The 12,142-nt window shown below is 40.3% G+C and carries 8 protein-coding genes; 2 read left to right on the top strand and 6 right to left on the bottom strand.

Annotated features, from left to right (window positions below; all coding sequences use genetic code 11):
* Positions 1-446 precede the first annotated feature (446 nt).
* Both aspS and FWE37_07265 read left to right on the top strand, forming a co-directional pair.
* On the top strand, positions 447-2,228 hold the full coding sequence (gene aspS, locus FWE37_07260; protein MCL2520779.1) for an aspartate--tRNA ligase: 1,782 nt from the start codon (positions 447-449) through the stop codon (positions 2,226-2,228).
* Between the two features lie 11 nt (positions 2,229-2,239).
* Positions 2,240-2,887: a hypothetical protein gene (locus FWE37_07265; GenBank protein MCL2520780.1), complete on the top strand. Its 648-nt coding sequence runs from the start codon at positions 2,240-2,242 to the stop codon at positions 2,885-2,887.
* Positions 2,888-2,957: 70 nt separating this feature from the next.
* Here the strand turns inward: FWE37_07265 and dnaA are convergent, their stop codons facing one another.
* From dnaA to FWE37_07295, 6 genes are all read right to left on the bottom strand, one after another.
* Positions 2,958-4,346, bottom strand: coding sequence for a chromosomal replication initiator protein DnaA (dnaA, locus tag FWE37_07270; protein ID MCL2520781.1), 1,389 nt, complete (start codon positions 4,344-4,346; stop codon positions 2,958-2,960).
* A 161-nt stretch (positions 4,347-4,507) separates the two neighbouring features.
* On the bottom strand, positions 4,508-8,446 hold the full coding sequence (hrpA, locus tag FWE37_07275; GenBank protein ID MCL2520782.1) for an ATP-dependent RNA helicase HrpA: 3,939 nt from the start codon (positions 8,444-8,446) through the stop codon (positions 4,508-4,510).
* Positions 8,447-8,545: 99 nt separating this feature from the next.
* Complete coding sequence (locus FWE37_07280) at positions 8,546-9,355, bottom strand: ABC transporter ATP-binding protein (GenBank protein ID MCL2520783.1); 810 nt, start codon at positions 9,353-9,355, stop codon at positions 8,546-8,548.
* Positions 9,348-9,854: a chemotaxis protein CheW gene (locus tag FWE37_07285; protein MCL2520784.1), complete on the bottom strand. Its 507-nt coding sequence runs from the start codon at positions 9,852-9,854 to the stop codon at positions 9,348-9,350. Before FWE37_07285 ends, FWE37_07280 begins: the two co-directional genes overlap by 8 nt.
* Before the next feature lie 155 nt (positions 9,855-10,009).
* Positions 10,010-10,477, bottom strand: a complete 468-nt coding sequence (gene smpB / locus FWE37_07290) for an SsrA-binding protein SmpB (GenBank protein ID MCL2520785.1) — start codon at positions 10,475-10,477, stop codon at positions 10,010-10,012.
* 14 nt (positions 10,478-10,491) lie between these two features.
* Positions 10,492-11,853 (bottom strand): SUMF1/EgtB/PvdO family nonheme iron enzyme, encoded by a 1,362-nt coding sequence (locus FWE37_07295; GenBank protein MCL2520786.1) that lies wholly within the window; start codon positions 11,851-11,853, stop codon positions 10,492-10,494.
* Positions 11,854-12,142 lie beyond the last annotated feature (289 nt).

Genomic DNA, 12,142 nt, shown 5'->3' on the forward strand with positions numbered 1-12,142 from the left:
ACATAACGTTAAGTTCTTTATGAACTTTTTTCTCTACGGTCTGCATTAAGCGGCATAGTTTATGGGCTGCGGATTCTAGGGGGTTAAATAACCCTGTTTTATCTAACATTTTTTACTCCTTAAATGTAAATAATTGATAACTGAAAGGTGAAAATTGAAAGTGGATAGCTTTTTAATTCTTAATTTTCATCTTTCATCTTTCACCTTTCAGTTACCACTACTCAATTACGGGTTACTATTTCTTCACTTGAGAAAATATTTTGGAAAATTTTTTGATATTTTTTAAGGTTGGTTTGGCGGTTCTAGCTAGGCTTTTATAGATACTAAATGTTTATGCTTTTCTGTCACTAAAGTAATCCAAATAAATATTTACCATCTATAAAAGAATGGTTGTCTTACCGTAATTACTACTAGTCAAAATCGTTATTTAAAGTTACAATAACTTTATGAAAGCTAAACGAAGTCATCGTATTAATCAAATCAATCGTAACCTTAGCGGCCAACAGGTAACCATTAACGGCCATGTACACCGTTTACGCAACTACGGGGCCTTTTTATTTATTAATGTGCGCGACCGCAGCGGCCTTATTCAGTGTGTGGTAGACGATACAGCAACTGAGCGGCTCATGGCCCTAGCCAAAAGCCTAAAGAACGAATATTGCATCGCCGTAAACGGCAAAGTAAGGGAGCGCACCGCCGAAAATATTAATGCCGAACAAGAGCGCGGTGATATTGAAATAGCGGTAGAATCTATTCATATTTTTACGCAGAGTTTGGTACCGCCTTTTGTGATAGAAGACGGCGAAAGCCAAGCGAAAGAAGATTTACGCTTAAAATACCGCTTTTTAGATTTACGCAGCGGGGCTATGCAGCAGCGCATAAAGGTACGCCATCAAACAGTTTTTGCTGTGCGCGAATTTTTTAACAACGAAGGCTTTTACGAGATAGAAACCCCTATCTTAATTAAAAGCACCCCTGAAGGGGCACGCGACTATGTGGTGCCCAGCCGTATTTATCCGCACACTTTTTTTGCTTTACCGCAGAGCCCGCAGCTTTACAAGCAAATTTTAATGGTGGGTGGTATGGAAAAATATTTTCAGATAGCCCGCTGTTTTCGTGATGAAGACCCGCGCGGCGACCGCCAGCCCGAGTTTACACAAATTGACGTAGAAATGAGTTTTGTAGAGCAGGAAGATATTTTTAACGTAGGAGAAAAATTAATTAGCCACCTCTTTCATAAAATTATGAATATAACTTTAGCTACCCCTTTTACACATTTAACTTATTACGAAGCTATGAATACCTATGGCAGTGATAAACCCGATCTGCGTTACGGCTTAAAGTTAATAGATTTTAGCGCCTTAGCGGCTCAAAGTAGTTTTGAAGCCCTAGCCACCTCCTTAGGACAAAAAAATGGGGCCGTTAAGGCACTTATCGTTAAAAATTATGCCGAAGGATTTAGCCGTAAAAAAGCCGGTAACCTAGAAGATATTGCCAAAAAATATGGGCTTGGCGGTTTAGCTTGGCTTAAATATACCAACGAAGGTTTAGAAGGTGGTGCCGCTAAATTTTTTAGTAATTTGTTGCCCAATCTCGAAGAATTTGGTCTGCAAAAAGGTGATGTTATTTTAATAGCGGCCGGCAACTGGACAAAAGTATGCGCCAGCTTAGGGATTATTAGGCAAACGGTTGCTAAAGAACTTAATTTGTATAAACCAAACGACTTTGCTTTTTGCTGGATTACCGACTTTCCCCTTTTTGAGTACGATGAAGATTTAGGCAAATGGCAAGCTATGCACCACATGTTTAGTATGCCTAAAGCCGAGTATATCGATAAACTCGAGACCGACCCGGCGGCGGTAATTGGCCAACTATACGACCTCGTCCTTAATGGTTACGAACTCGCCAGCGGTTCGCTGCGTATTTACGACCCGGCTTTGCAGCAGCGTGTTTTTGATATTGTAGGCTACCCAACCGAGCTAGCCGAAGAACGTTTTGGCTTTTTACTAGAAAGCTTTAAATACGGCGCTCCGCCGCATGGTGGGTTTGCCATTGGCCTAGACCGTTTAGTTATGCTTTTAACCGGTGTAGAAAATATCCGTGAGGTAATAGCCTTTCCTAAAAACACACAAGGTATTGCAATGCTGGAAGAAGCTCCTGCACCTATCGAAGAGCAGCAGCTTAAAGAACTGCATCTAACATTTAATGTGCCGGAACCTAAAAATTAAGGAATTATTGTATGGAATTTAAAAAAACCGGCCTTATTCTAATGGCTGGGATTCTCTTTATTTTAGTAAGCTCTATCTTTATCATAACTATGGTAGTATTAAGTGGATTTATTTCGCAGGCGATGAACACTCAAATCGACCGAGAGCTTGGTGTAACGGCCCAGCTGCTAGCCGCAGAAATGGAGCTTCACCTAGAAACTGAAGCCGCAGGCCCAGAAAGCCTTATAAACTGGGCCGAGCAAATTTACCTTACAGGTATTATGGGTTATGGCTTTATTAATATTATAGATAATACGGGGGCCCTTGTTTATACGCCTGCCCAAACTAATATGGGCAGGTTGATATGGGACGTAATCCCGCCGGTACATAGCGATTTTGTCAGGCAGGTGATTGAGAGGAGGCATTCCGCCTCCTTTATAAGTATAAGCGCTACCACCGGATTAACCAGCCGAATGATTATAGAGCCGGTACCGCTTAACGGCTTACCGCCTTATACCATTATGCTGGTATTAGATGAGGCAATCATCACGCAAGATATAAGAGCCATACAAATTATAATGATTAGTACTACCGCAACTTCTCTCATCTTTATTGCTTTAATTATTACCGTTATTTTTGGTATAATGGTTGCTAAGGTAAAGTCATCTGTGAATAAATAAACCGTTTAATGGTTATTATATCTGCTCTGTTTAAGTTAAAGCAGTTTATCTCACAAAGACTGCTGCTGGCCTACAGTCCGCTATTAGCTTCGTGCACGGCGCGTATCAGGCTTTGAATGGTACGCCCTGTCTCGGGCAGGCTAACTTTAAGTTTTTCTATTTTTTCGCAGGCGTGCAGCACGGTGGCGTGCTCACGCCCGCCAAATTCGCGGCCAATTTCGCTGGTAGAGTATTCGGTTATTTCGCGGATAATATACATAGCCAATTGACGCGGGTAAACTATCGATTTACGTTTGCCTTTGCTTTTAAGGTCGCCGGGGGTAATATTAAAGTAGCTGCTAACTACTTTTTGCACAAGGTCGATGGTAATGGTGTTATCGCCTTGCGCACTGCTATTTTGCAGCACCGCTTTTAGTTGATTACGGGCAATTTCGGTAGTAATATTTTTACCGGTTATATCGTTATAAGCCAAAAGAGTTTTAATGGTAGATTCTAAATCACGCACGTTAGTTTTTACATTGGTGGCAATAAACTCGATAACCTCGCTGCTTAGGCTGCGTTCTTGCAGCTGCAATTTTTTATTAATGATGGCTACTTTAGTTTCAAAGTTGGGTGGTTGTAAATCTACCATAATACCAAAACCAAAGCGGCTTAAAAGGCGAGGGGTAATTTTTTTTAACTCGGTAATGGCACGATCGCTGGTAAAAACAATGGGTTTAGCTTGCCCTTGCAGCTCATCAAAAACATGGTAAAGCATATCTTGTGTGGCCGTTTTGCCCTCCAGCACATGCACATCGTCTATAAGCAATACATCGGCTTCGGTATATTTTTGCCTAACATTATTTTTTTTATGGTCGGGGTTAAGTAACCATTTAGAAATATCTTCATAAATTTCGCGGCCGGTAATATAAATAATTTTGGCATCGTTTTGGTTATGATAAATTTGGTTACCAATGGCCTGCAGTAAATGAGTTTTACCCAATCCTACCCCGCCATAAATAAAACAAGGATTGTGAGTTTTATCATTAGGTTTTTCGGCAATTTTTTTGGCTACCCCAAAGGCAAATTCACTATTCTCACCGGCCACAAAGGTATCAAAGTTATTTTCGGGCAATAAACCTTTAGGTAAAGCTTTAGGTTTGCCGGATTTTTTAACGGGCGGTTGCTCATCACCAGCAGGAACGATAATTTCTTGCCGCTGTTTTTCTTGGTTTACCTCAAAATTAATAACAATATTAATACCTTCAAACTCACTTAAAATACGTTCCAGTTTCTTTTTTAATTTATCCGATAACCTATCACGGTAATATGGCGAGTTAGCCAAGATGGTAACTACTTTACCATCAAAGCCGGCAAATTCGGCCCTGTTATTAAAGGAGTCTACATCGTTTTGGGTAATTTCGTTATTGGTACTTAAGGTTGTTAAGGCGTGGGTTAAAATATCTTTATCAAAAAACACCGGCAGCTCCTTGATGGATAGTGTATGCTATAAGCCAAATTTAGACAAGCAGGTTGATTTATGCTTATTGTTAAAGGTGCAAGCTAACCTGCCTAAAAACCAACAATCTATAATTACAAACAAAGCCCGCTTTAGTGCTATCTTAATTTTAAAAAATTTGTTTACTGCTCACTTAATACCCGCTCAATCTCTTCTGCCCCGCATTTTAGCCCTTTTAACTGTAAATTTTCGGTAAAAGTTTTAACTTTTAGTTCGGCAAGTAAATAATAAGCTTGCTGCCGGTTAAGCTGCTGTAAATAAGTTAGCTCGGCTGAATTATGGCTTATAACTTTTTCGCTAATAGTGGCTAAAGCCAAATTTTTTTCGTGGTCTTTTAATGGATTAAGAGTAGCCCTTTCTAGCCTAGTAATTAAAGCTTTAGTAAAGACAGCTAACCTAAGGATAAAAGAATGATTAAAATTAAGCCAAGCGGCCGGAGCAAAAAGATTATCCATCTCTTCTTCTATCGTTATATAAAGTCCTTTTAAGTGATTGTGACGCTGCTTAAAGCTAGCTAATAATTGACGAAGTTTTATATATTCGTTTAAAGCCGGCCGGCTTACCGCCTGCTCTTGCTCGGCCAGCTGCCATAAATTTTTTATAAAATTTGACGAAGCCAACTCTTGCCATTCTTCAACTGTACGGCTATTAAGGTACAAATGTCGCTGCCAAAAACCGGCCAGCCAGTCATCTTTAAAATTTTTACCCAAATATAGCAAAGCCTCACCGGTAAAGGTAATATCATTTTTAATAGCTAAAAACTCTTTGCGGTAAATTTTTTGCAATAAAGCTTTTACAGCAATGGGGTGGTTTAGTTCGGCCTCGTGTAAAGTAGAATATAATTTAATATCTACCTGTTCGTTGTGGTAAAAAAGAGCCGGATAAGCTTTACCGATAACTTTATCTTTATGGTGTTTATCATAAATGGGTACACTTAAAGGTATTCCCTCGTTAGGAAGCACGGTAAGATTAATTTGCTCCAGCTGTTTTTTAGCTAAACTAGCTGCGATAAGCTTAGGCGAAATACCTGTAGCTTTAACTTGTTTTAAATCGTTTAAGTTACGGCTGGCGGCAGCCTCTGTGCCATCATCATTTAATAAAATGTAACGCGGCCGCAGACGTGGCTGTATCTTTGTTTCGGCTTCTTGCCAAATGGTACGGTCTATCTGCAGCGAATAATGGGTGATTAACTGGTGAGTTAGTTCATCAAATAAATCGTTATTTATATTAATTTTAGCGGCTAAATCTTGGCTGGTAGCACGGGTAGGCTGCAAACGCACACGTTTGTCTTTAGGTAAGGCCCGGATAATAGCCTCTATCCGCTCCCCTAAATAACCTTTAGGGCCGGCTAGGCCGGTCCTGCCGTCAATTTGCCTAATTTCCTCGCTATTTAACTGTAGGCTATAACCATCGTCATTTTGCCCTAAATTAAAGTTATAACTTACCGCTAAATTATGGCTGCTGCCCTTAGGCGTATTAGTCAAAGTAAGTTCATCGGGGTAATCGGCTAAATAATCATTAACATCTTTAAGTAATAAATCGGCTTCCGTTAAATAAAGGCTGTTATCGCCGTTATTTTCGATAAATTTATTTAACTGGGCTAAACTAGCCACTCCATTTAACTTAGCTAAATAAAAAGCCGCAATAGCCTCATCGCCGGCCACAATATCTAACCGCCTAAGTTTATCTTGGACGGCAGCCAAATTAACCCGTAACTGCTGGTTGGCCACCAAAAAAAGTAAATTAGCTAGGTTATTTACTTCGTCGTTAAGTAAAAAATCTTTAACAAATATACCGGTAGCCTCTGCCGGATTGTAATTACTGTAAGCCACCTGCCGACTGGCGATGGTTAGGCCATAAAGCTGGCTTTTTTCGGTACACAGCACCTCTAGGGCTTTAAGACTAAAAAAAGGGGCTTCGGCGCGTTTAGTAATGAGGTGGCCGGCTAAAGACGGCAACCAAGCTACATCAAAAGCCGCAGCGGTACGGCTGTAAAGTTTGCTGGTACGCTGCAACAAAGCGCTAAAAACGGCCGGCCATTCTTCGTTGTAAAGGCTGCTGGCCGGAAAGATGACCATCTCTTGATTACCGGCTAAATTATAAGTGTTATTTTTATATATTTTTTTAGCTTTAGCGGTATGGTTAGGTTTTTCGGTGGATTTAATAAAAGCAAATTGACTAATAAAGCCACTAAGCAAAGCCCTATGCAGGCCGGCATAAGCAGGGTCGGCCGGGCCGATAGTTTCGGCCGCAGCGGTGGTTAGGTTAATAGCGGCCGCTTTTACTTTAGTATCAAAGAATTTTTTTTCATTAAGCATATTAGCCAGCTGCTCGCGTAAAGCCAACCAATCTTTAGTGCGGTTATAACTTAAAAAATTGGTTAAACAAAAATTTTTAAAATTTTTTTTAGATTTTCTCTTTTCGGCCATAGCGGTTTCATACAATTTAAGGTAAAAAATAAAATCGCTGGCTTTATGGCTAAAAATTTTATGTTTACTATCGGCCAAAGCTTTATTTTCGCCGCGCTCACGCTGGTCTTGCATCGATAAGGCCGCTACAATGGTTAAAGCTTCGTCCAGCACTCCTTCGTTATTAGCTTCCAGCAAGATGCGGCTTAAACGCGGGTCGATAGGTATTTGGGCCATAAAACGCCCCAGCTTGCTTAAAATTAAAGGTTTTTTAAGACTGGTTATCGCCCCCAGCTCAAAAAGGGTTTTAAAGGCCTCGTTAAAATAACTTAATTTAGGGCTATCCACAAAAGGAAAACCCTCTACCTCTGTAATGCCTAAAGCTAACATACGCAAAACAGTTTCGCTTAAGTTAGCCCGCTGAATTTCGGGCAGAGTAAAATCCTGCCGAGCTAAAAAATCTTCTTCACTGTACAGGCGGTAACATTCGCCGGCTTCAGTACGGCCGGCTCGGCCCATACGTTGGTTAGCGCTGGCTTTGCTAATGGCTACGATAGGTAAATTTTGAATACGATTGACGCTATTATATTGGCTAATCCGGGCTAAGCCGCTATCAATAACATATTTAACACCGGGAATGGTTAAAGTGGTTTCGGCAATATTGGTACTGGCGATAACTTTACGGCCATTAAATTTATCAAAAATTTTACGCTGCTCGCTGGCTCCTAAGCGGGCGTACAGCGGCAAAGCTAGCAAAGCTTGTTTACTTTTAAGCTTAGTCAATAAATCGAGTAAGTTGTTAATCTCTTCTTCGGTAGGTAAAAAAACTAAAATATCGCCATAGCTAGATTGCTCTAAAATTTCGCCCACAATAATTATTATTTGCTCGCTAAGTTCGCCATCATTAAAGGGGCGGTAATACAAAGTTACCGGGTAGTTACGGCCTTCGGCCTCAATGATAGGGCAATTAAAAAAATCGGCAAATTTTTGCGTATCTAAGGTAGCGCTGCTAATAATAACTTTAAGGCTAGGCCGCTTGGTCTGAATAAGTTTGAGCAAACCCAAAAGTAAATCGATATTAAGCGAACGTTCGTGAGCTTCGTCAACAATAATTACTTCGTAGGCTAATAATAATTTATCACGCTGCAGCTGGGCTAACAGCATACCATCGGTAAGCAGTTCGATAAAATTTTGGCCGCTACTTTTATCATCAAATCTAATTTTGTAACCCACACTTTGGCCCAGCTCTTCACCCAGTTCACTGGCGATACGGCCGGCAATAGTCATTGCCCCCAAACGGCGCGGCTGTACCATTGCAATTTTACCGCGTTTACCCAGCCCAGCTTCTAGGCAAAATTTGGCCAGTTGCGTGCTTTTACCGCTGCCGGTTTCGGCGGCTACCACTAAACTATGATTGTTTTTAATAGCAGCAACAATTTTGTCTTTGTAATTAATGATAGGTAAGTCGGGGTAATTAAGTTGCTTTGGCCTGTTTTGCCAATGGGTTTTAGCTTGTTCTACAGCCTCATCAAGCTGGGTGATGAGGTCGGCATAACCTTCATCGCCTTCTTTTAGTTTAGTTAATTGCTTTTTAAAGCGAAGGGCCTGTAGATAAGGTAAGCCATTAAGTTTAGAGGAATAGGTACTTGCCAAAATATTTATCTACCGCCTCTTTATTATATTTGTCTTCTCCCCGCCAAAACCCTGCATAGCACCAATCATGCCTTTTTATCCATAATATCATCTTAATATTTATTGAGTAACTGTGTTATACAAAAGCAGCCTTTCGCGGCTTAAATTTTCGCGTTGGTAAAGGGTGGCCATAGGAGTATTATAAGCTTCTTCAAGGTTTTTATCGCTTAAAACTTCGTTTGTTTCACCCTGTATCAGTTGTAAATTATCACCATTAGGGTTAAATAAAATGGCCTTAGTAGCATGTTTACGGCATAAATCAATTTCGTGTAAACAAAGGTAAAAAGTTTTGTCATATTTTAGGCTGTATTCACCAATATAAACTAAAATAGCCTCTTTTTGATAGCTCTCCAAAGCAAAAAAGGCTTCATCTAACATATTGATAGGGCTGCCATAAAGTAAACAAAAAGCCAAATTTACTCTTTGCTGCTCACCTTTGCTTAAAGTATTAAGCCGGCGGTTTTGTAAAAGCTCAAGCTCACAAACTTTGATAACTTCGGTCAATAATTTGGTATTATTCTTTTGATGACCGATACTATGCACAAAATTTAATAACTCGGCCACCGGCCTATCGTCATCAAACTCGGTATTTTGGTAAATAACGCTGCAAAGATGATTTAGCTCTTCATCTTCGGTAACTTTGGTATCTTTTCCTAGCAAAATAACTTCGCCAACATCAGGGTTTAAGCGGCCGGCAGCTAACAACATAAAGGTGCTCTTACCTACACCGTTAGGTCCCACTAAAGCTACCACCCCACTGGGTAGAGCAAACGTAAGGTTATTAAAAATAGTAATTTCTTCAACCTCGCCTTCACCGGCTGAGGCAAGGTGGCTAAAACTTACCTTGTTAAAAGTAATTAAACTATTCATCGGGGGTTAAGTTGGAGTTATTACGCATAGTGCTTTCGAGAGTACGTACTTCTTCGGCACTAAAGATTTTATCAATATCTAAAACAGCGATAAACTCGCTCTCTTTTTTACCGATACCCTTTAAAAAATCGGCCGGAATGCGGTTACCAAAACGTGGGATAGTTTCCAGTACTTCTTCATCAAACTCGATAACCTCTTGCACACTATCGGCCAATGCCCCAAAAACAATACTTTTTTTGTCGGCGGTAACGGCTTCCATCACTATAATAGCCGTATTTTTACTAATAGATAATGGGTTTAATCTAAATTTAATATGTAAATCTACAATGGGTATACCGCTGCCGCGCAAATTAATAATACCGCGCATATACTCGGCTGTACGTGGGATAGGAGTAATAGGGCGGTATTCTAGTACCTCTTTTACATTTTCTACCTCGATAGCGCATTCGTTTTCTTCTAGTTTAAAGGTTAAATATTGGTTTAGTTTTGTGGTGGCCATTAGTAAAATATCTCCTTAAGGCAGCTTCTGCTTTTTATTATCGTCATATTTTAAAAAACTAGCAAGGGTATTTAAAATAAGTTAGCTAGATTGATTACTATTATACTAAGTAACGGCCATTTTGGCTAGGGTGTATTATAGCCCTCATTTAGTTATTAGCTATATTTAAGCTTTCTATCCCCTTCGCGCACTAAATCTTTTTGTTTAATACTCTCACGTTTGTCGTAAAGTTTTTTACCTCGGCATAGTCCTATTTTAACCTTAACTTTTTGGTTTTTAAAGTAAAAAGCTAGTGGTATTAAAGTAATGCCTTTTTCGCGTATTTGCCGCTCTAGTTTAATTATTTCTTTTTTATGGGCCAAAAGACGGCGCGGCCGTTCGGCGGCATGGTTAAAGATATTACCAAAATCGTACGGCGAAATATTAAGCTTTAATAGGTAAAGCTCGCCGTTTTTTACCTCGCAGTAGCTATCGACAAAATTGAGGCGATGGGCGCGTACGCTTTTAACCTCTGTGCCTTTTAACTCGATGCCGCACTCCAGCTCGTTAAGCACTTCGTAGTTAAAGTAAGCTTTGCGGTTTTTAGCAATAAAATTATCTTGGTTCTCTTTATTCTTAGCCATATTTTTACTCAATTTTAATGCCGGTAACCCGATGCCGGCGCTATCACCAGCCTAAAGCCTAAATAAGGCGAAGCCAGCGCTGCATTTTGGCTGCCGCGCATATTAATAGGCATAACTTCGTTAATCGCCGGATGATAGCCGCGCACGACTATCTCCTGCCCTTTAAAATATATCGGCAAATTAGCTTCGCCGGCAAAAATTAAATAGCGGTAAATAAAATAGCTATCGTTGGTCCATTCGTAAGCGGTAATGTTAAGGCGGCCCTGCCTAGCCAAAAATTCCCACTCGGCTTCATTAATTAACCTTACTTCATAACCGTTTAAATCGGCCGGCAAACTAGCATTTAACCAACCGGCAAAGGCCATAGCTTGTTCGTAGGTTAGATAAGCAGCACTATTATCGGCTACCGCACTGCGGTTGTAAGGGGCATTGTCGGTGGTATTGGTGGCTTGTAAAAAATTAACAAATTGCCATTCCGTTATAAGGTTAGCCATAAAATAAAAACCCGGCAAATTTACTAAATGCGGATAATATTCGTTTAAGCCGCGCCCAAAGGCCACGCTATTGCCCATAACATAACTGCCGCCGGCACTATGGTTAAAATTAAAGCCATTAACAGTTATTGGGCTTAAACTACCGCTATTCAATTGAATGTTGCCGTCAGCCAAATTTTCTCGGGCTAATATTCTTAAAATATCGTTAAAGCTATCACGCGCCCCATCACCTAAGTTGGGCAGTAAATTAGTTAGCATATTACGTACCATACGCACTTCGTTTAGGCTGGCCTCACTTTCTATTAAGGCCCACATATCCAAAGCCCAGTGTTCTACCAAATGTTGCTCAAAAGGAGTTAAAGTAGGCCAAACCTCTACTAAATCGCGCACCGTCTCCAACAAAACCGGCCGGCGCGGAAAGTCGGCCCAGTTAGGCGTTAGCACCCATAATGAAGCTTCGGCAAAGCTGGTAGCCAGCAAGTCGTTGACATTGGTAATGGCTAACTGATAGTTTTGGTTTATACGGCGCGGTAAAATTAAAGTAGCAAAGGCACGCCCCCTTACTTGTAGCGGTTGCTCAATGGTATTAAAGCCATCTTTTACAATAACTAAGTTATAATCGCCGGCCGGCACAAAGGCCGTTACGGGAGTAGCACCTAATAATCTATCCCCTGCATAAACGCTGGCACCGGCCGGTATGCTGGTAATAGTTACCCGGCTACCATAGTTAATAAGGCCCGGCAATAACAATAAAGCAAAAGCCAATAGACCTGCCACCACATAAAAGATGTACAAAACGTATTCCTGCGGTTGTAAGCCAAATTTGGGCTTAAGCTTTACCTTAATGTGCGAGGTATCTATTTTAGCTTTTCTTTTAAACATAATGGGTAATTATAGTTTGGTATTTAAGTTAGGTCAAGAGGGCCTTTAAGGCGGTAACTATCCCTTTATAGTCCCAACAGTATTTATCGATGACTAGCTAGTCTAGCAATTTTATCCTATCAAACCAACCTTAAAAAAATATCAAAACTTTTTACAAAAAAAATTAAAGTGAAAAAACAGTAACCCGTAATTGAGTAGTGGTAACTGAAAGGTGAAAGGTGAAAGATGAAAGATGAAAGATGAAAATTAAGAATTAAAAAGCTATCCACTTTCAGTTATCACCTTTCAG

This window comes from Spirochaetaceae bacterium, assembly GCA_009784515.1.
Taxonomy (GTDB): domain Bacteria; phylum Spirochaetota; class Spirochaetia; order WRBN01; family WRBN01; genus WRBN01.